Source organism: Shewanella surugensis (genome assembly GCF_023284005.1).
GTDB classification, from domain to species: Bacteria; Pseudomonadota; Gammaproteobacteria; order Enterobacterales; family Shewanellaceae; genus Shewanella; species Shewanella surugensis.
Map to the genome: position 1 here is coordinate 1 of NZ_JAKIKS010000070.1, position 21,398 is coordinate 21,398.

Consider the following 21,398-nt stretch of genomic DNA (forward strand, 5'->3'; position numbering starts at 1 on the left):
CAATTGGTGATTTTATTCTTAGCCTTGCCCATCGGTGGAGCCTTTTTAAATCAGTGATAATGATCTGATCGCAAGATTTACGATAGGTTCCCTGATTTAGTCAACAACGCCATTTTGCTAAGGCAAAAACTAAATTCTTCGGGTCATTTTGTTCTGCATAGCAGCCTAAAGAAAACACTATACCAATAAAAAATAATGTTATTTTACTTAGTTGCATTAGCTACACACCTCCAAAATAAAGCATCATTACCACTTGAAAGAAACCATTCCTTTTCAGCAAATGTCTGAATCTTAACTCTGGTAATTTCTGGTGCAGCCGCTAACGCATCACTAAAAGTGACCCAATCCGTCTGCGACACTTGCCAGCCCTGACCTATCATCGAAGCCAATGCATAAGTATTTCTTCCAGCAAAAATAGAAAAGAAAGGAATTAAAACAATAATTTTACCTAGAAGTGATCCCATGCCAGCTATTCTATCTATTTGTTTAAGCTAAATAATCCCATAAATCAACCATAAAACCAACTGCTTATTTTATTTGCTTTTGTAAACTGTGACAGAGTACCGTTTTGTTATTATGATGATATCACTGGTGTACTTAAAAGTGGGGCAAACTGCCCCAGTGTATGCCAATTGGGCTTATGGTCGTTTTTAGTGAAGATGGGGCGCTCTTATCTCAAAAGAAGGCCCACCTCTTACACATGTTATCATATGCGGCTGTTATCTTATTCAACCTCAGAGTCTATCAGGCTTTGATACCATAAGATGGCTTGCTTGGTCAGTAAGGCAGACAGCTCTTAGTGGTGATCTCAACCAGCGTTTCCCCTTTATGTATCACCTTAACCTTTTTTGTGTTGAAGACTAACCTTTGTAGAGTGCGCATGCTCGATTACTACACCTTACTGAACAAGCGTACCAGTACTCTCCATCAAAATAGACTCACACCTAATACACTGTATTATATATATTTATCGCTATTCGATGATATATCATGATGCTATCAATAACTGACTAATTTACATATCCATCATTTGTACTAAATTACTTGCGCTAGTTCACAATTTTGATTGTAAATAATATTCACTGTTTATTTGAATAAACCTAAATCGAAGAAACCCACCGTTTTTTTCTTTTAAGTCCCCATCGGAGTAACTTTAACGTTTCGATAAAAAATATCGTGATTGAGACACGATGTCGAAAATAGCCTTAGTTGAGCCACGGATGGCGAATATGAGGCGATAGTTATTTTTGTTCATCGAAAATTGAAGTGCATTGCTCCGTTGCGCGTTATGGAGGTTATTAGGAGGATAAGGACGAGCAGTCCTCCTAATCCCTGTGTGAGTGGGAGCTCACGACTTTAGCCTCACCGCAGGTGATCAATATGAAAAATATCATTGGGCGATATAAAAGTTATTAGCAGGACCAAAACCTAACCATCTGATGACGATTTTGAACCTAAACAGGATCAAATAGAATGTAGGTAGCTTAATTGAGCAAAGCCATTCCATTCATTAAAAAATAAGCTAAAAAGGCCAAGTTCACATAGTATATCCTTTACTGATACGCTTCTTTAAAATAAGGCAACTTAGATTCGACGGGAAAAAATTTTTCCAAATTCGCCACACTCTTAAAATCAGTAATATCATATGGCGCATATTCTTTCTGCTGCTGTTGCCACGTCATTCCTTCGCCCCCATAATCAATCTCATGCCATTGTCGACCGATAATATGAGCGGTATTTTCATCAAAATAAGCGATATTATGAATTGAGTATGTACTGGGTACATCAGCTAGATACTTGGCCATTTTTTCAGCATCACTTAAAGATACACCTCTTGATTCAACGCTACGTAATAATTCTAGCGTGGTTTTAGGTAACATATTGGTCAATGCTAACAATGCCGGCGTGGGGGTTTTTACACTCCATAAAAAACCGACAAAATGATTAACTTGGTTTTTTGTCAGTTTCATTTTCTGTTTAGATTGGGCCAGTCTTGCACATAAAATAGGATCAAAGGCTATCCACTTAATGGGAAGCTGTACATTCAAATGATGATTGCAAGCAGAGTAGACTCCTCCCGGCCCCTTTACACTCTTTTCCAAATACGGTGCACAGCCCTGTATTAATATGCCCATTAGCATTAATCCAATGAGAAAAACCATATTAATTCGGTTTTCCAAAAGCAGCATAAACAGCCGCCTCCCAGTATTTATTCAACATGATGTTAGTTATAAATTAGCACAAATACAAAGAGCCAACTTTAGCTTGTCTTTTCCTCGAAGCAGTGAACTCGAAAACGACAACTTCAAAGGTGAAGATGTTATAACACCACTCATATTCAATACAGAACAATCAAATAGCAATACAAGTAAAACAAGTTCGAAGAAACACACTGCTTTTATTCTTTGCTTCTAATTATTGGTATAGATGCGGCTGTAGCCTTCGACTTCATGGATGAAGTCGCAGAGCGCTCAGGGATGAGTTCACAGCGTGCTACAGAAGTATCTACACAACAGCACGCTGCAAGCGATAGGTGGTAATAAAGGGGCAATTACCAACAAACCTATTCAAGATATAATAATCCAATAAAAATGCTCCAGCCTTCATTTGAAGGCAAGGCTACTCTGGTGCTATCACCAAGCGTATATCATGTTGATTTAATAAAGTCTGGATGGCTCTAGGCGGCTCTTGATCAGTAAATAAGGCATTCGCTTGATCAATATTACCTAATCGTACCATCGCATTGCGGCCAAATTTTGAGTGATCAGCAGCCAAAAAAACAGTACGCGAATTTTTAATAATGGCTTGAGCAATACGCACTTCTTGATAATCAAAATCCAGTAATGAGCCATCATTATCAATACCACTTATCCCTATAATGCCAAAATCCATCTTAAACTGATCAATGATATCTTGTGTGGCTTCACCAATCACCCCACCATCACGGCTTCTCACTATGCCACCAGCGATAATCACATTAAAATCTTCTTTGACTCGTAATATAGAAGCAACGTTAATATTATTCGTCACAATCTGTAAGCCTTTATGATTAAGCAACGCTTTTGCAATCATTTCCGTGGTCGTACCAATATTAATAAATAAAGAAGCATTATCAGGAATTTGCTGTACTAATGCCTCCGCAATCCTTTGTTTTTCAGATAATTGTAATATCTTTCTGGTGCTATAAGCGGTATTTTCTGTACTGGATTCAGAACCCGCCCCTCCATGATGGCGACGGATCAGTTTCTGCTCTGCCAGTTGATTTAAATCTCGTCTAATCGTCTGTGGTGTGACTTCAAAATGAGCAACTAAATCCTCAATGGTAATAAAGCCTTTCGCCTTAACCAGCTCGATGATTTTAATTTGACGTAGCTTCTGACTCATTGCTTTATTCTTCCCCCACTACCCATAAATCACAGCTCTGCATTGATATAAACATCGAATGCTAACATATCCCTAAAGCACTTTAAATGTCCTGAGTGGAGTAAAACGAAGATAGCAAAATGAAAGCACCACTATCACATAACCATTCTCCCAATGAAAAGTCAGTGACCATGGTGGATAAATATGAGTATACCTAAGTTACTTTATTGATTTAATATATAAATCAGAAGCGTCATATCCAGTATGATCACGCTCAATCACACAAAATCAATATTACCCTGCCATTGACAAACAGCAAACCCAAACGCAATAACTCACTTTCATCTTTATTAAACCACTAAGTACTTAACCAATGTATACAGCTTGTTACATTTTAATGACTTTGATATTATCAGGTAAATCTCTATAACCGTATATAAAAATAGCTAAACGAAAAATAAACAACATTTTTGTTCATTATTATTCTTTTATTTTGCGTTTTTTATGTTTAGTATCGAACACGCCTAACCGATTGCATCACTTTATTGACAGCTTAACGTTAAAACAATAGATATATTAAATAAAAACAAGAGGCCCTAATGTCAACCTACATCCTTACCATCGATCAAGGTACCACCAGCTCTCGCGCCATTATTTTTAATGAAAAAGGGCTCGTCATTAGCTCTGCACAAAAAGAATTCAAACAAATTTATCCTAATAATGGCTGGGTTGAACATGATCCCGAAGAAATCTGGAGCACAACGCTCTCCACTTGCCATCAAGCATTAGCCAATAAAGGATTAAATGCGACCGATATCTCTGCCATTGGGATCACCAATCAAAGAGAAACCACCATTATTTGGGATAAACAAACAGGTAAACCTATTTATAACGCCATTGTCTGGCAAGATCGTCGTACTGCAGATTATTGCCAAGAGCTTATCCAAAATGGCTTTGAAGACATCGTTATGAACAAAACAGGGCTGTTAGTCGACCCTTATTTTTCAGGGACAAAAATAAAATGGATTTTAGATAATGTTGCTGGCGCCAGAAGCCGAGCAGAAAAAGGTGAGCTTGCCTTTGGCACCGTCGATACCTTCTTACTTTGGCGTTTAACAGCAGGTCAAAGTCATATGACGGATGCAACCAACGCATCACGCACGTTACTCTTTAATATCCATGATCAAGCTTGGGATCAAGAATTGATGGATAGACTTGAGGTGCCCGCTCAATTATTACCCGAAGTGAAAGATTGCAGTGCCAATTTCGGTAAAACAAATAAAGACATTTTTGGCGAAGAAATACTCATTGCTGCAATGGCTGGCGATCAACATGCCGCACTTATTGGGCAAGCCTGTTTTGAAAAAGGCATGGTGAAAAGTACCTATGGCACAGGCTGTTTCATGATGCTCAATACAGGTGAAGAAGCCTTGCGCTCAGAAAACCGACTATTAACCACTGTCGGTTATCGCCTTAATGGCAAGGTCACTTATGCTATTGAAGGCAGTATTTTTGTTGCGGGCGCTGCCGTTCAATGGCTAAGAGATGGCATTCAATTAATTAAACATGCTCATGAAACGGAATCACTTGCTGAACAAACCCCCCTTAATCATGGTGTTTATATGGTCCCTGCTTTTACCGGATTAGGCGCCCCTTACTGGGATCCTCAAGCAAGGGGAGCCATTTTAGGGATCACTCGAGATACAGGTATAGGCGAAATCGTCAGTGCTGGCCTACAATCCGTCTGTTATCAAACCAAAGATCTTAAACGGGCAATGGAAAGCGATGGCGCTGTGCGTCCTGATACATTACGCGTTGATGGTGGAATGGTCGCCAATAATTGGGTCGTCCAGTTTCTTGCCGATATTTTAGGTGCAACGGTTGATCGCCCTGTCGTTCAAGAAACCACAGCACTTGGAGCGGCTTACCTTGCGGGACTCTACATCGGTACTTTCAAATCTCTTGAACAAATCAGTCAGCTCTGGCATTGCGAGCAAAGTTTTAAACCTACAATGGATAAAAAACTTCAAGATGAGCTTTACGATGGCTGGATAGATGCCGTATCTCGAATACGCTCTAAGTAACCCTTACTTGCCTTTATTGCTATCAGCAATAAAGGCAAAAAATACCAATTATAAAGGAGATAATAGTTGTGGAATATTTACTCGGTGAGTTTTTAGGGAGTCTATTTTTAATCTTATTTGGCGGCGGTGTGGTTGCCAATGTTGTCCTATCAAAATCGAAAGGCAATAATGGTGGCTGGATCACTATCACGGCCGGCTGGGCTTTTGCCGTCATGATAGGGGTATTTGTGGCAAGCTCCAGTGGCTCTCCACAAGCAGATATTAACCCTGCTGTCACCTTAGCAAAATACTTTCTTGGTGTTTATGACTCACTCTATTACGTCATCACTGCCAGCCTTGCTCAAATTGCAGGATGTTTTGTCGGTGCCAGCTTAGTCTGGTTAACCTATTTGCCTCATTGGAAAGAAACTGAAGACAAAGACGCTAAACTTGCTGTTTTTTGTACATCACCCGCTATTGCTCATTCCCCGAGTAATCTACTCACTGAAATCATTGGCACTATCGCCCTTATTTTTGGCATTGGCGCCATTGTTTCATCTGGGGATATTGCCGCCGCCGCCATCCCCTATCTTGTGGCAATGCTTGTTTGGGGAATAGGCTTATCTTTAGGTGGCCCTACGGGCTATGCCATTAATCCAGCAAGAGATTTAGGCCCTCGCATTGCTCATACAATATTGCCTATTGCCAATAAAGGCACATCTCAATGGCATTATGCTTGGGTGCCTATTATCGGCCCTCTGATCGGTGCGATTATCGCAGCGACTTTGTGGAATACCATTTTATAACCAAACAATGGTAGAGGCATAATCATAAAAGAGAGTTAGTGCATCCCGACTTCAGGTATCAATAACTCTCTCTTCATAACTCAACTTAAGTGGAATAATCCCCCCTTAATCTGATAACACTTGGGTAGGTTCTGACTGTAGACTCAATGTGACCCTTCTATCAAAAAAGTTATTTTCCATCGATTGCTCAGCCGTTAAAGGAAAACGTGCACCAAAAGCGCTAGCGACTAATCGATTTTCATCAACACCTTCCCGTTTCAAGTACTGCATGACTTCAGCCACTCTTTGTTCTGACAAAGCTTGATTGAAATCATTATTTCCTCGGCGGTCGGCATAACCCGTTAATGTGATAATTAATTGAGGTGTTAAAGACATCACATAAGCAACATGCTGTAACTGCTCTTTAAAATGATCCTCTATTTCAGATGATCCCGTTCGAAACTGAATATTAAGCCCAAATGATAACGCTGTTAATATCTCATTGACTCTTTCATACTCTGCTTCTTTAGCCAAAAATGTCGTTTGTAATTGGGTTAATCTCTGTAACTCTCCCTGCTCCTGATCCCGTCTGACTTGATTTGCTTCTAATTCAGTTCCCTGATCCACTGACTTACCAATAAGTCCACCTGTAAACGCTCCCACCAAGGCACCCAAAGGTCCTCCAACCACGGCACCAACTAATACCCCCGAGCCTAATCCTATCCATGTGCCATCTTGACCTGCGTTAGTTTGTGTCATCTGTTCAGTCTGTACTCCTTCTGCAGCGCTCATAGAGACTTGAGACAAATTGACGACGCCCGCTAAAAACAAGGTGATGATATTCTTTTTCATTTGGCTCTCTCAATTTATTTATTTATTTATTTATGGTTTAAAAAACAGTCTGTGAATGAAAATAATATTCGAATATTTTATTTTAATTTCGTGTCTATTAATCATTATTCAATACCACTATAAAACCAAAAATAAATAGCATTAAAGAGGACTCATCATGATTTTATTAAGATGAATTATGTCATAAAAGTGGCATGTAAAATCTCCTACGAAACAATGCTTATTTATCCGTATTAATTAATACCTTCTCAATAAAAATAATCATAAAAAATAATTAAAAACTAATATTTAAATGTTTTATGACTATTTTGTTATTAACATCATAATAAATATTATTAGACACTTGTATTTTTATTGAAATACTAAAAAATATTAATAGCCTACTGAAATATTCATTTTATACAATCGAAAAAAAACTTTACCAAAAAAAACTAAAACCACTAATAAACAACAACTTAATGCAAAAGCAAAACTTAAGGTGCTTGTGGGAGGTTTCGTTACTTTTTAGACAACTGGATTTATATTACCTAACCTTTATAAAATAAATCGAATTGATAAAAACGTTATTCCCAATTTAAATAACAAGGAGTCTGTTATGTCGGTTAAATGGGTTTTTACAAAAACATTTTCTTATCCTTCATCGTTTAAATTACTCATATTTATTTCTATTTTATTACTTTCTTGGCAAGAAAATGCATACGCCAGTATACAAACAACAGCAACTGATGTGGAACAATGGGAAGCGGTTGATATTGGACAGGCTAATTATCCAGGATCTCACTCTATTAATGCCGAGCAAGTGATCACCATTCAGGGTTCAGGTAATGATATATGGAATAGCCAAGATGATTTTTATTTTCTATATAAAAACATCACTGGCAATGCCACGATAATCACTAAAGTTCACAGCATTGAAAATACCCACTCATGGGCAAAAGCAGCCATTATGTTTCGTGACACACTCACGGACGATGCGGTTAATGTCGCATTGGATTACTCAGCCCATGAACATGTTGCATTCCAATGGCGGCCTATCGCTAATAATCGCTCCTATTATTGGGGGAAGAACATTGGTACGGGTCCCGTATGGTTAAAATTACAAAGAGAAGGGGATCTCTTCAGCGGTTATTATTCTTTTGATGGTGAAAACTGGCTGCTTACCACCCAAAAAACCGTTTCGATGGGCAGCAGTTATTATGTTGGGCTTGCCACCAGCCCTCATGTCACCACAAGCAATGCCGAAGCCGTATTCTCTAATGTGGATGTCATCCAAGAATATAATAATAAAGTTAAAGTGTATCTCATGGCGGGTCAATCTAATATGGAAGGACACGGCCTCAGCAGTGGTTTAGGGGCCACATCAGGTGCTGATTTAACCATCACTCGAGATGATGTCTTTATTAAGAATGTCATCTCAAATGGCAGAACATTAAGCGGACTCAAACCGGGCTATGGTGCCAGCAGCAGTAAATACGGTGTGGAATTAAAAATGGGCAATACATTAGCCGATGTATTACCTGAAAACATTTACCTTTTTAAAGGTGCAAAAGGAGGAACCACACTCGATAACACCGCCCATTGGCGCCCTCAAGCCTTTGGAGGTGATAATGGAAACTTGTATGAACAACTCATCACAGGGTTTAATGATTTCCTACAAAATGAACTCAATGCCAATAATATTGATTATGAGCTAGCCGGCTTTATTTGGTTTCAAGGCTACAATGACACTTTTGGTAGCGAACAGCTTTATGAAACCCATTTAAGAAATTTAATCACATCAGTCAGACAAGACTTAAGCAAAGCTGATCTTCCTATCATTATTACACAAATCAATGATAATCGTGGCCAAGCAGGCGGCATAGTCATGGCGGCACAAGCAACAGTAGCTGATGAAGACCCCTTAGCTTCCTTAGTGTACACAGGCGACCAACGCCCTTACTATCACTATGGTAATGATAGCTATATCGTCATTGGCGAGCGCATCGCCCAAGCTTGTCTGCCTTTTCTCAATTATGCTTCTGCCATTAAAGACGCTTATACCTTAGCACCAAATAGCCCTTTTAATACACCTGCAGAGCAAGGCGTGTTGGCCAACGATATCCATGCCAGTGTGACAACCTTGACCAGTGATGTACAAAACGGTGATTTGTCCCTCAATCTTGATGGCAGCTTCCAATATACGCCCAATAACCACTTTGTTGGCCGAGACCGTTTCACTTACGCAACACAAAAAAATGGACGATTAAGTAACAGTGTTAATGTAGATTTATGGGTACGAGAAGCAAGCTCACCACTGGTGTTGCACTATACCTTTGATAATAACAATAATGCCCCCATCATCGATACCGCCTCAGGTGTTCCCGCTGTTATCGCAAAAACAGGTGTCACATTTGAGCACGCTGGCGCCATCAATACGGCCGCTTATTTTAATGGCAGTACAGTCCTTCACTACCTCACTGAATACCCTGTTTATGATTTTTTAGATCTCAATACCAACAGTGACTTCAGCCTTTCAGCTTGGATTAAACCCGATCCGAATGTCATCAATGAACAAATTATCATCAGTAATAAATATTACTACAATAGTCGCTCAGGATTTGCACTCACTCTCGCCAATAATGGCACCGCGCTTAAAGCTTTCATTGGTACCTATGACCATGCAACCTATATAGACAAAACCAAAAGCTTCATTGCCGGTAACACCAATCTCACCGACGATCAGTGGCATCATGTTGCTGCTACGTTTGGATTTTCGAGTAATCTGCTCAGTCTTTATATTGATGGCATTTTAGTAGGTCAAACGGATATGACGGGCCTTTCTGGTGATATCAATAAATATGAATCGGCAATGGGTGATGGCTCGGGTGGCGGTGATGGGAAATCCAATGCCTATAAAGGCTATATGGATGATTTACGTCTCTATAGAAAACAACTCTCAGAGACTGAAATCGCTCTAATCTACTCGAGATAAAGACCCTCACGCTGGTGCCATCGCCCCCTATAAAAGCGATGGCACATCACACCACCGTCATTTAACGCTCATAAAACAAACATGTTTACTGAGTACTGAATACTGAGTCATTTATATCTACATCCGTTTTATTCAAAGAGGTTAAAGGAGACATAACCTAAACGATCCCCTAAAAGATTATTTATAGAAAAGGATCCACAACCAAATAGCCCATTAACGAGGATCAATAACCACCATTCCCGTTAATAAAACGATCAATAATGGAAGATTAAGGAAAATAAGATGAACGCTTATCAATGTCGTTTTATTCAGCAGGCCTATATCTCTCTTAGTATTATGATCTTAATACTTTTTAGTAGTTTAAGCTTTGCTTCTAGCATTTCATCATGGCAACAAAAAGATATTGGCCAAGTCAATTATCCCGGCAATGCCGTCGAAGTACTCGATGTCATTACATTAACCGGTTCTGGTAATGATATCTGGGGAGCTCAAGATGATTTTTATTATGTCTACCTCCCTATATCCGGTGATGCCAGTGTGACTGTTCGAGTATTGAATGTGGAAAATACCCATGCATGGGCGAAGGGCGCCATCATGTTTAGAGAGAACCTCAATACTGGCGCAAAAAACGTCGCCTTGGATTATTCCGCCCATCAACATGTCGCACTACAATGGCGAACCGATACCGATGCACGTTCCTATTATTGGGGTCAACAAGTCGGCGAAGGCCCTGTTTGGCTGAAGCTCACTCGTGAAGGAGATACGTTCACCGGTCACTATTCACTCGATGGCATCAATTGGCAATTAACCACTAATAAGACCATTCCCATGGCAGCGGATATTTACTTAGGATTAGCCGCCAGCCCCCATGTCACCACCCAAAATAATATTGTCCAGTTTGACCAATTGCTGGTTGAATCTTCCAATCCAACCAATGCGTGTCAAATTCAAGGGGCACAATGTGGCGCTATCAATGATGGCAATGGGGGCAACCTTGAATGTGGCATTTGTTCAACCAACGAAAGTTGCGATCAACATCTTTGCCAACCCATTGACGAGCCACAAATCATCGCAGCCTGCCAAACCTTTGGCGCACAATGTGGTGTCATTCGCGATGGCTTGGGTAATACACTCGGCTGTGGCAGTTGTGACATAAGCTCGACTTGTTCGAGTAATCGCTGTGAAGCCAGTTGTGCACTGACACAAATAGATGATGGCTCCTTTAATCATTTATTTAGCTATACCCCCTTACAATTGACTTATAGCGATCTGTCTGACAATCAACACCCGGTCACGACAAGCCTAAGAGAACATATCAGCGAAGAATTGTTCCCTTTTGAAAGCCGCGTCGATATGAACGATAAAAGTGTCACGGTAGATTTCACCGATAAGTCGGTATCAACCCCCATGACTCTCTCTTTCAAACTGATCCCAACAACGGACAACCAAAATGGCACGGTAATACACAGCGATGCCCTCTTGATTGAAGAGCTTGCAGGTACAATAAGCAGTACACTGAATACGCAAACAACGCCGATCACGGTAACCAATGATAATGGTGCACTCAAGCATCGAAGCTGTAATCATTATGCATTACAGCTGAGTGACAATAAAATCACCACTTTCTTAAACGGCCATCTTCAAGAAACGATGGTCGATACGTCACAATTACACGCACTGGCAGGTCAATTAACGGTGGGGCCCTATCCGGGTAAAGTCTGGGATTTGCGAATATTTAACAATAGTTTAAGTGTTGATGAAATAACAGAACTAGGTGAAGAATGCAGTGATACTACCGTCATGACCCCACCGGATCCAGAATATCCTGTTTTTTTATGTGGTGTTTACCAATGTATTTTCTGGCCTGAAGGCGTTACTGATACGACACAAGACAGCTTTGAATACCAGCTCAGTGGTCACGATATGACATGGGAGCACAATGTGATGGCCACAGGCATGTATCAACATGAGGCATTTTGCGCTGAATATGAAAAACCCAGAAATTTACTCTTAACCGAAGGTTATCGTAAATCTTGGGTCAGTAAATTTAATTTTGAAAGTCCATGGAACCAATATGTTTTACATGAAAACTTCCATGCATATCAATCTCGAACCGGTGGTTCAACCAAATTTCTAGCCGAGTCGACAGCTTCTTGGGGGGCATTTTCTCAGAAGCCTACCGCCAAAGATACCTTACTGGGCTATTACACTTTGCAGCCTCAACTCCCCCTTTGGACGACACAAAGCTCTGTTTTTGAAGAGGGTATTATTGATTTTGCCAAAGGTGGTCATCAATACGGCGCCAGTGTATTTGAGCATTACCTCACGCATAATGTGCTTAGTGATAATATGATAGGCTCTGTTTTTAACCGTAACGTGCATAATCATGCCCCTTTAAGTGGCAAGCCCACAGAAGCCATTTATACCTTACTGGAAAACGCAGGCTTTGATATGCGGGAGGTATTCTCTGATTTCACCGCTAAAGTGATGACATGGGATATGCCGTTTGGAGACACCTTCTTGATTTCTGAAATAGCCTCCTATAATCGAATGGTGGGTGCAAATAACAATTCAGATAACCCTTTCCCCTTAGAAGAGGTGGATAATAAAGTCACTGAGTTTTACGATGTCACTGGGACAGGCACGCTATGGCTAACCGTCCCGAGTCGATACAAAATTGGCTCTTGGGCCTATAATGCCTATGAGGTGGATGTCACTCAAGACACCTTGTATGAAATAGGCATCAATCCTGCTATTGATAATCCCGATTACGCCGAATTTAGAGCGCAAATTGTGGTGTATAATCCACAAACAGGTGAACGTGTTTATCATAAACTCCCCATTACCAATGCAGGAAACCCTGAAGTCATGGATGTCAATGCCAACGCTGGTGATACCCTCTACTTAGTCGTCGCCAGTACCCCATCCACTCGGTTTATTAATTTTGAAAGCTATAGTTACGATTATATAATCCGCCCTAAATGAGCGATTCAATAAGGCTTAGTTCATCGTATTCGTTAATCATTTAATGAACTAAGCCTATTATATTGATGCTTTCAGCAGCGCCTTTACAGGAAAGCATCAATACTATTCATGCCTCCTCTCACTTTGCCGCCTCTAAAGGCAAATTCATGATCAATTGTGGCCACAAAATGGCAATGTCGCTTAAGGGCTGTTCAGCCCTGACATTTACTGTATAGTCACTGCTTACTAATAATAAGCTGTCAATGAGTCTGCTATAACACATGAAACGTATTGCCATTGTTGAAGATGAAACTGCAATTAGAGAAAATTACAAAGACGTTCTTGAACAACACGGCTATCAAGTCCAAGCCTATGCCAATCGTCTTGCTGCGATGCAAGCCTTTAATATAAGATTACCCGATTTAGCCATTATCGATATTGGGTTAGAAAATGAAATTGACGGTGGCTTTACGCTATGCCAAGCCCTCAGAGCCCTATCCACCAGCCTACCTATTATTTTTCTTACCGCAAGAGATAGTGATTTTGATATGGTGTGTGGCTTACGCCTCGGCGCCGACGATTACTTAAGCAAAGAAATCAGTTTCCCGCATTTATTAGCAAGGTTAGCGGCATTATTTAGACGTTCAGCATTGCAAAATAGCCAAGCGCCCCTAGAAGATATCATCGAATATGGTCATCTGAGTGTGGATCTTAACCGTATGTTAGTGCATTGGAAAAAACAGTCAATCGAACTCACGGTCACCGAATTTTGGATGGTACATGCCTTGGCCAAACGACCAGGTCATGTTCGTCACCGACAGCACCTCATGGCAGATGCAAAAATCTATGTTGATGACAATACCATCACTTCCCATATCAAACGTATTCGCAAAAAATTCTTAATCCAAGACCCCCACTTTGATTGTATCGATACGGTATATGGCATGGGGTATCGATGGGATCCTCAAGCATAAGTCATGTTTAATCTTCCCATAGGGCTACGCACCAAAGTGGCTATTTTGTCATTATTTTTGCTTTGTCTTCCTTGGCTTGGATACCAATATGTCTGGGAAATGGAAAAGTATTTACGCCACGGACAAGAAAAAACCCTTGAAGGTACCACCCAAGCCTTAGCAACGGCTCTACATGAACGACCCAAGCTCTTTAACAACCAAGCCAGCTTTTTAACGCAAGTTAAAAAGGGTCGAGATTTGTATGCTTATCCCCTATCAGGACCCATTCGACTCGATGGTAAACGAAAGGATTGGCAAGCCTATTGGCATAAGGCATTAGAATATGGCGAAAGTAACCAACTCTATAAACGTGATCCCAATCAACCCCTCACGGTTCACTTTACTCATATGGTGGGGAAATACGCGGGCTACCTTTACGCTTTTTTTGAAGTGCGCGATCCTCATGTGATCTACCGAGGTAACAATACCCTCAGTATTGATAAAAATGATCACTTAGCCATCGCCACATTGGCGCCAGATGGACAATTTAAACGCTATATCGTCTCCACGATGAAAGATGGCTGGATCAGTGCCTTCAAGCTACCCAATGATCCCAAACAGACAACCCCAGTTGTTCCAGAAATCAAAATCCAAGGCCAATGGCGTAAAACGGCGCAAGGCTATAATATTGAGCTGCGTCTGCCGCTTGCTATGGTGGGCAGTAAATTAGGTTTTGCCATATACGATGTGAACGATGCGAACACAAAACAACTTGATGCCATCGTGGGAACATCCGCTATTGATGATGTCAATAAGCTCGGTACCGTGCTGGTGCCCTCCCCTGAAATTGAACAAATTATAAAAGGAATGGGACATAATCATTCTCGGATCTGGGTACTTGATAACCATGGACGCGTGTTAGCTCGCTCTGGCAACTTACATGACAATCAAAACAATTGGGCACGATCCTTTACTAAAAAACCGGATCAAAATCTTTGGCAGCACTTAAAACAACAATATTTACATCCTCTCTACTCTAAAATATTAATTACTCCTCCTAAGGATTTTATTGATACCCTTCAAGATTCAACTCTATTGGAAGGCAGCTACATCTCAACGGCTTTAACAGGACAACAAGGTTCGGGGTGGCGTTTAACCCCCGATAAAAAAGCCGTGGTACTCGCAGCGGCCAGCCCTATTTGGATTGACAATAATGTGATGGGCGTTGTCGTGGCAGAAGAAACCACCCATGGGATCCGCACACTGCGTAATAAAGCCCTAGAGCAACTCTTCGATATGATTATTACCGTAATGGGAATGGGCACCATTGCACTATTTATCTTTGCTTCTAGTATTTCCAGTCGAATACGTCGTTTAAGAGATGATGCAGAGCAAGCAATAGACTCACAAGGCCGGATCACCCGCCATATTATCGCCTCAAGTAATCGAGATGAAATTGGTGATTTATCCCGCAGCCTTGCCAACATTGTGAGTCGGTTGAGTCAATATAATCATTACTTGGAAAACATGTCCTCGCGCCTATCTCACGAATTACGGACACCCGTTGCTGTGGTGCGTTCTTCCCTTGAACACTTGAGTTTACAACCTTTAGCGCCTACGGCGAATAAATATGTCATTCGAGCACAAGAAGGTGTCAATCGCTTAAGTATGATTTTAAATAACATGAGTGAAGCCACTCGACTCGAAGAAAGTATTGCTCAAGCCGAAACCGAGATCTTTCCTTTATCTGACGTCATTAGTGGTTGTATACAAGGCTATCAACTTACCTATCCTCAACATCAATTTACATTGACGATGCCTTCCCACGCTATTTTTATTACTGGCGTCCCTGAATATATTGCTCAATTAATGGATAAACTGATCGCCAATGCACTTGAATTTAGTGCCTCTAACCACCCTATCGCCATCTCAATTGACACCGTGGATCCAACAAAATCTGAACCATTAGAAAAAGGTAAATCGGATAGATCTAAACAAATACAAATCAGTGTCTTTAATCAAGGGCCCCCATTACCTGACAATATGGCAGAACAAATTTTTGAATCGATGGTTTCAGTCCGACATCCTGAATACCTGCCACCCAATACCAGCCAACATCATGATAAACCTCACCTTGGGCTCGGTCTTTATATCGCCAGACTCATTACTCACTTTCATCATGGTCATATCCTTGCTCAGGATCATACACAGGTAAAAACGCAGCAAAAAGGCGTTGAGATCCAAGTTAAATTACCAATAACAGAACCAATTTCATAAGACATTGATCAGTAAAACCATAACGAAAAGTAATGATAAACTCAGCATTCATACCCATTCTTCACGTTGCTTCTCAATTGCCTCTTTATTTTGGCCGTATAGATGTTAAGATGGCTAAAGCATCGTTATTCACCCAGTATTTAACGGAAATAGGCTCTATGAAAAAAGAAACCCAAATTGTTAGCTTAGGCCGACAAAAAAAATGGACCCAAGGCGTCATCAATCCTCCTGTTGTTAGAGCCTCTACGATGACGTTTGACACCATGGAAGATATGGCATTTGCCATAAAGAATAGAGCCAATGGAGAAATGTTTTACGGACGAAGAGGCGGACCAACCCATTTTGCCTTCCAATCTGCTATCGCTGAGCTAGAAGGCGGCGTAGGCACGGCATTATACCCATCTGGTTCTGCGGCCATTACAGGCGCATTATTGTCATTTTTAAAAGCGGGCGATCATTTACTCATGGTCGACAGTGTTTATGAACCCACTCGCGATCTCTGTAATAAACTGCTGGCAGGTTATGGCATTGAAACCACCTATTATGATCCCCTCATCGGTAAAGATTTAACCTCTCTCATTAAGCCCAACACAAAAGTGCTATTTTTAGAATCTCCAGGCTCTATTACCATGGAAATTCAAGATGTCCCAACCCTCAGCCGCATTGCACATGAACGCGATATTGTGGTCATGCTCGATAATACTTGGGCCTCGCCGATTAATTCTCGTCCTTTCGAATTAGGCGTTGATATTTCCATTCAAGCGGCCACTAAATACATCGTTGGACACTCCGATGTCATGATGGGCACCGCGACAGCCAATGAGCAACATTGGCAGCAGTTAAGGGAAAATAGTTATCTATTAGGCCAATGCACTTCACCTGATGATGTTTATCTGGCCAGCAGAGGTCTTCGCACACTGGGCATTAGAATGGCCCAGCATGAACAAAGTGCCCTCAAAGTGGCAAACTGGCTAGCCGCACGTCCTGAGGTCGATCACCTGAGGCATCCTGCATTTGAGACCTGCCCTGGGCATGAATTTTTTAAACGTGATTTTAGTGCCGCCAATGGATTGTTTTCTTTTGTATTAAAAGAAGGCGATCGGGCATCTATTACTGCTTTTGTTGAGAATATGCAGCATTTTAAAATGGGCTTTTCATGGGGCGGTTTTGAAAGCCTGATCTTAGGTGTGTTTGGTATTGATAAATTACGTACCTCCACCCAATGGGACAGCTCAAAGCCCCTCATACGATTGCATATCGGACTTGAGAATGTCGACGATCTCATTAACGATCTCGACGCCGCTTTTGCACGTTATCATGCAGTACTCAACAAGTCAGTCCCATAGTATTATTACTACTAACATCAACAACATGTCGATAAGTACATGACCCAAGAATAATAAAGTCGCCCATTTTGAGGCTTTATTATTTTTACACTCTATTTCCTAAGCTGATTTTCATTCAATGTTGAATCAACAAGCAGCATTAATCTCAATAGCTAATCTCTAGAGTAACGTAAATAGTCTACATATTAAGAAACAATTAAGCCCTATTTTACACGATATCAGACAGCCATATTCAGGTCATATTAAGCTCAAATACCGCACACTTGATTCCTTATTCAGATACTAATGATAAAGGTCTTTAATATGTATGATCCTCAATATTTATTTTCTAAGCCATTACTGCACAATAAAAGTTGTATTTACTCCTATTACAACCAACAACCAAGAAAGCTGCCACAAGAAAAATTGAAATACCTTAATATTCTCAGTTACTGCAGTGTCGTTTTATTTATTTTGACATAGAATATATAGCAAATAATACTCACAAAAGAGGATGATACTTTGATAAGTCGCCTTACTTGTACTTATATTAAGACTATCAATGTTAAATTCTGGCAGGTATAGGATCATGCAGAACAAGGATACGTTATTCAATACAATTGACACCCATAATAAACATCAAATAGTGAGTGCCTTTTTGTCGCCGATGAAACAAATAGCTCACCTTTTTTTATTTATTTTTATCTGTTTTTCTCTTGCCAGCTTTAACATCATCACGCTGCATGCCGCTGAAAATGATAGCACTTCATCAGTCAACATGGAAATGATCCCTAACTATGTTGAAAGCTCATCAACATCAAAGGTTAACAGTATTACCCATCAAGAAAATAACGGCGCACGAAGCTTAGAGCAATGGCCAAAAATCGACCCAAGTGATCCTTTTAGTCACAGGGTACTCTAAAACACCGGATTCAACAGTGGATAAAAAAATCGATGAAACATCCAAACAAAAGAATAACCAAGCTTTCTCTAAATGGTTAAAACAGCTCAATAGTAAAAATGGATCAAAAAATTAATACACCGCTCTCCTCAATATTGACAAGGAGTCCGTAATGGCTCTTAGCAAAAGAACATCCCCTTTACGATTACTCATACTTATTTTTATGACAAGTGTAAACCATTTAGCCCTTGCATCTTCGCTAAAACCATTAGATAAGCAACAAACTTCACTTGAAAATAACAAAGAGCTTTCCACACTCTCACTCAACATGTGGGCAAGTAACAATACCGTCAACCCAGAGCAAGTCTTTGTTAAAAAATATATTAATCATCAAGTTCCTTCTATTACTGGTCAAGTGGCTGCAGAAAGTTTAACCCAGAGGGAGACATTAGTCTCTCAATACCATGCTTCATTTTCTGACGCTACAGTAAAAATATTACGCCAAGTTGCTGAAAATGAGTTCGTCACAACTTACTGGGAGTTCACTGCCACACAAACGGATGAATATCTCGGATTAGCGTCCACGGGAAAGCGCATTTCTTGGTCAGGTGTTGAAATTGATCGCATTGAAGACCACAAAATAGCCGAAAGCTGGGTCATATGGGATATGTATTCCATGTTCACTCAATTAGGGATCCTCAAATCACCTAAGTCATTACAATCATTGAGTGACAACGCCAACAACGAGCAGAAGAAATCATCCCGAAAGATAAAAAGGCCTTAACACTGGCGAGGCTTTACTAATAATTGTGGTAGTAGTGCTTTAGTGAGGTGCAAACAGCCATATATTGTCTTCATCATGAGTTTATACCGTACTGAATTTTGAATCTTCATCTAGTCTGCTTATAGTAACCTAGGGTATAATGACCGATTATGTTTATTTTAGGGGTATCCTTCTTTGCTATTTACCGATTTTCAACTCGATAACCGTCTATTACAGAGTCTCAAACATATGGGGATCGACACCCCTACCGATATTCAAGAACAAGCCATCCCGTTTGCTCTTGCAGGTAAAGACTTGATGGCCTCATCAAAGACGGGCTCAGGTAAAACATTGGCTTTTTTATTACCCGCCATGCAAAGAATCATTTCCACTCGCGCACTCAGTAAACGCGATCCTAGAGTCGTTATTTTATTACCGACCCGAGAACTAGCCACTCAAGTATACAGCCAGCTACGTTTGTTAGTCGCTAATACACAATACAAAGCCATTAAAATATTAGGGGGAGAGAATTTTAACGATCAAGCCAAAGCATTGGCTCGTGATCCTCACTTTGTCGTCGCCACTCCAGGACGGTTAGCCGACCATCTTGCTCAACGCCATCTTCACCTTAATGGATTAGAATTACTCATTCTGGATGAAGCCGATCGCATGCTTGATTTGGGCTTTGCTGAACAATTAAAAGCCATTAATAACGCTGCCGATCATAAACGTCGACAAACATTAATGTTTTCAGCTACCCTCGATCATACTGACATTAATGATATTGCAGCTGAATTATTAGCCGATCCCGAACATGTTGCCATTGGGGCCGCCAATATCGCGCATACTGACATTACCCAACATGTATACTTATGCGATCACTTAGATCATAAAGAAGCGGTTCTCTCCCGCTTGTTAACACAAGAGCAGCATAAACAGATTATTATTTTTACCGCCACTCGACAAGATACAAGTCGCCTAGCAGACAAATTGTCCCTACAAGGATTCAATACCGCGGCATTAAGTGGTGACTTGAATCAAAGCCAGCGTAATCAAATCATGGATCAATTTAGCCGTGGATTGCAAAAAATCCTTGTCACTACCGATGTGGCCTCTCGCGGACTGGATTTATTAAATGTCTCCTTAGTGGTTAACTTTGATATGCCTAAGTTCGCTGAAGAATATGTGCACCGTATTGGTCGCACAGGCCGTGCGGGAAGTAAGGGGGATGCAATTTCACTTGTCGGCCCCAAAGATTGGCATAACTTCAAGAGCGTGCAAGTCTTCTTACATAAAACATTCAAACTCAGTGTTATTGACGATCTGAAACCGAAGTTTACAGGCCTAAAAGACAAATCAAAGCCCCAAAAGAATCAAGCTGCCGCTAAAAAGCGTACTAAAGTAAGCGCCAAAAAGAAAACACCAACGGCCTCATCGACCAAACGTGATAAACGTTTCCTATCGGGCGTGGATATTGGTGATGCGCCTATGCTGAGAAAACCCAAAACCGTATTAAAAGATGATTAAGCGATATCATCATTTTTAACCAGCATCATTATCATAAAATAATGAATAGGCTCCGCTCATAATAAAGGTAAAGATGTACTATCAGTCGATACCTGTTGGGCTGGGTAGAAAATAAATAATGGTTAACATCACTCTTATTACAGATGCTTTTTGTAATAAGAGATACAATAACGTCAATATTGACAGTTTTATAGGAAATTTATGAAAGTTTGTGGTGTGGAATTAAAAGGTGGTGAAGCCATCATCAGTTTACTCAGTTATGAAGGTGACACATTTAATGTCCCCGATTGCCGTCAGCAATCTTTCGCTGTTTCTCATTCAGATAAAACAGAGTCAATCCGCGATTTTCATTTTGCTTTCAGCAAACTAATGCAAGATTATCACGTCGAAAAAGTTATTATTATCTCGCGTGAACAAAAAGGAAAATTAGCAGGCAGTGCAACCAGTTTTAAACTCGAAGCCGCAATCCAGCTGATTGATATTCCAGTTGAGTTTATTAACCCTGTCAATATTAAAGAGCAGCTGAAACGCAATCCTCCTATGGTTGATTTTGATGGCCTGAGCATGAAACGTTTTCAAAAAAATGCATTTGAAGCCGCTTATGCATACCAAACATCCAAAATTTACCAACAGGATTAACCTTAAAGGGCGTAT

At 40.5% G+C, this 21,398-nt stretch carries 15 protein-coding genes; 11 read left to right on the forward strand and 4 right to left on the reverse strand.

The genetic code is table 11. The features are described from left to right. Positions 1 to 203 precede the first annotated feature (203 nt). From L2764_RS16390 to L2764_RS16400, 3 genes are all read right to left on the reverse strand, one after another. On the reverse strand, positions 204 to 464 hold the full coding sequence (locus tag L2764_RS16390) for a hypothetical protein (protein ID WP_248941340.1): 261 nt from the start codon (positions 462 to 464) through the stop codon (positions 204 to 206). Between the two features lie 1,089 nt (positions 465 to 1,553). After that, the gene (locus L2764_RS16395; RefSeq protein WP_248941341.1) at positions 1,554 to 2,189 is read right to left on the reverse strand and encodes a hypothetical protein; all 636 of its coding nucleotides are present in this window, start codon (positions 2,187 to 2,189) and stop codon (positions 1,554 to 1,556) included. Between the two features lie 430 nt (positions 2,190 to 2,619). Beyond that, positions 2,620 to 3,384 (reverse strand): DeoR/GlpR family transcriptional regulator, encoded by a 765-nt coding sequence (locus tag L2764_RS16400; protein ID WP_248941342.1) that lies wholly within the window; start codon positions 3,382 to 3,384, stop codon positions 2,620 to 2,622. Positions 3,385 to 3,962: 578 nt separating this feature from the next. Between L2764_RS16400 and glpK the strand changes: the two genes are divergently transcribed. Both glpK and L2764_RS16410 read left to right on the forward strand, forming a co-directional pair. Then, positions 3,963 to 5,447, forward strand: a complete 1,485-nt coding sequence (glpK, locus tag L2764_RS16405) for a glycerol kinase GlpK (RefSeq protein WP_248941343.1) — start codon at positions 3,963 to 3,965, stop codon at positions 5,445 to 5,447. A 68-nt stretch (positions 5,448 to 5,515) separates the two neighbouring features. After that, positions 5,516 to 6,232, forward strand: coding sequence for an MIP/aquaporin family protein (locus tag L2764_RS16410; RefSeq protein WP_248941344.1), 717 nt, complete (start codon positions 5,516 to 5,518; stop codon positions 6,230 to 6,232). A 105-nt stretch (positions 6,233 to 6,337) separates the two neighbouring features. Here L2764_RS16410 and pdsO read toward each other — a convergent pair whose 3' ends face one another. After that, a complete protein-coding gene (pdsO, locus tag L2764_RS16415) occupies positions 6,338 to 7,063 on the reverse strand; it encodes a sortase-associated OmpA-like protein PdsO (RefSeq protein WP_248941345.1) in 726 nt (241 codons plus the stop codon). A 595-nt stretch (positions 7,064 to 7,658) separates the two neighbouring features. Here pdsO and L2764_RS16420 point away from each other — a divergent pair. The 9 genes from L2764_RS16420 (at position 7,659) to L2764_RS16460 (ending at position 21,383) form a co-directional block, all read left to right on the forward strand. Beyond that, entirely contained in the window at positions 7,659 to 10,034 is a 2,376-nt protein-coding gene (locus L2764_RS16420; RefSeq protein WP_248941346.1) for a sialate O-acetylesterase, read from the forward strand. Between the two features lie 282 nt (positions 10,035 to 10,316). After that, the gene (locus tag L2764_RS16425; RefSeq protein ID WP_248941347.1) at positions 10,317 to 13,019 is read left to right on the forward strand and encodes a LamG-like jellyroll fold domain-containing protein; all 2,703 of its coding nucleotides are present in this window, start codon (positions 10,317 to 10,319) and stop codon (positions 13,017 to 13,019) included. A gap of 260 nt (positions 13,020 to 13,279) precedes the next feature. Then, on the forward strand, positions 13,280 to 13,972 hold the full coding sequence (gene pdsR, locus L2764_RS16430) for a proteobacterial dedicated sortase system response regulator (RefSeq protein ID WP_248941348.1): 693 nt from the start codon (positions 13,280 to 13,282) through the stop codon (positions 13,970 to 13,972). Between the two features lie 3 nt (positions 13,973 to 13,975). Beyond that, a complete protein-coding gene (gene pdsS, locus L2764_RS16435) occupies positions 13,976 to 16,228 on the forward strand; it encodes a proteobacterial dedicated sortase system histidine kinase (RefSeq protein ID WP_248941349.1) in 2,253 nt (750 codons plus the stop codon). Positions 16,229 to 16,386: 158 nt separating this feature from the next. Continuing rightward, complete coding sequence (locus L2764_RS16440; RefSeq protein ID WP_248941360.1) at positions 16,387 to 17,574, forward strand: cystathionine beta-lyase; 1,188 nt, start codon at positions 16,387 to 16,389, stop codon at positions 17,572 to 17,574. A gap of 568 nt (positions 17,575 to 18,142) precedes the next feature. Next, positions 18,143 to 18,475 carry a hypothetical protein gene (locus L2764_RS16445; RefSeq protein WP_248941350.1) on the forward strand — a complete coding sequence of 111 codons (333 nt, stop codon included), beginning with the start codon at positions 18,143 to 18,145 and terminating at the stop codon, positions 18,473 to 18,475. 151 nt (positions 18,476 to 18,626) lie between these two features. Then, positions 18,627 to 19,238, forward strand: coding sequence for an ester cyclase (locus L2764_RS16450; protein ID WP_248941351.1), 612 nt, complete (start codon positions 18,627 to 18,629; stop codon positions 19,236 to 19,238). A 174-nt stretch (positions 19,239 to 19,412) separates the two neighbouring features. Then, entirely contained in the window at positions 19,413 to 20,744 is a 1,332-nt protein-coding gene (locus L2764_RS16455; RefSeq protein ID WP_248941352.1) for a DEAD/DEAH box helicase, read from the forward strand. A gap of 201 nt (positions 20,745 to 20,945) precedes the next feature. Continuing rightward, entirely contained in the window at positions 20,946 to 21,383 is a 438-nt protein-coding gene (locus tag L2764_RS16460) for a DUF3010 family protein (RefSeq protein WP_248941353.1), read from the forward strand. Positions 21,384 to 21,398 lie beyond the last annotated feature (15 nt).

Bases quoted from the DNA above. Each gene is read 5' to 3' on its own strand.
- L2764_RS16390 (WP_248941340.1), bottom strand. From the start codon at position 464: ATGGGATCACTTCTAGGTAAAATTATTGTTTTAATTCCTTTCTTTTCT.
- L2764_RS16395 (WP_248941341.1), bottom strand. From the start codon at position 2,189: ATGCTGCTTTTGGAAAACCGAATTAATATGGTTTTTCTCATTGGATTA.
- L2764_RS16400 (WP_248941342.1), bottom strand. From the start codon at position 3,384: ATGAGTCAGAAGCTACGTCAAATTAAAATCATCGAGCTGGTTAAGGCG.
- glpK (WP_248941343.1), top strand. From the start codon at position 3,963: ATGTCAACCTACATCCTTACCATCGATCAAGGTACCACCAGCTCTCGC.
- pdsO (WP_248941345.1), bottom strand. From the start codon at position 7,063: ATGAAAAAGAATATCATCACCTTGTTTTTAGCGGGCGTCGTCAATTTG.
- L2764_RS16420 (WP_248941346.1), top strand. From the start codon at position 7,659: ATGTCGGTTAAATGGGTTTTTACAAAAACATTTTCTTATCCTTCATCG.
- L2764_RS16425 (WP_248941347.1), top strand. From the start codon at position 10,317: ATGAACGCTTATCAATGTCGTTTTATTCAGCAGGCCTATATCTCTCTT.
- pdsR (WP_248941348.1), top strand. From the start codon at position 13,280: ATGAAACGTATTGCCATTGTTGAAGATGAAACTGCAATTAGAGAAAAT.
- pdsS (WP_248941349.1), top strand. From the start codon at position 13,976: ATGTTTAATCTTCCCATAGGGCTACGCACCAAAGTGGCTATTTTGTCA.
- L2764_RS16440 (WP_248941360.1), top strand. From the start codon at position 16,387: ATGAAAAAAGAAACCCAAATTGTTAGCTTAGGCCGACAAAAAAAATGG.
- L2764_RS16445 (WP_248941350.1), top strand. From the start codon at position 18,143: ATGCAGAACAAGGATACGTTATTCAATACAATTGACACCCATAATAAA.
- L2764_RS16450 (WP_248941351.1), top strand. From the start codon at position 18,627: ATGGCTCTTAGCAAAAGAACATCCCCTTTACGATTACTCATACTTATT.
- L2764_RS16460 (WP_248941353.1), top strand. From the start codon at position 20,946: ATGAAAGTTTGTGGTGTGGAATTAAAAGGTGGTGAAGCCATCATCAGT.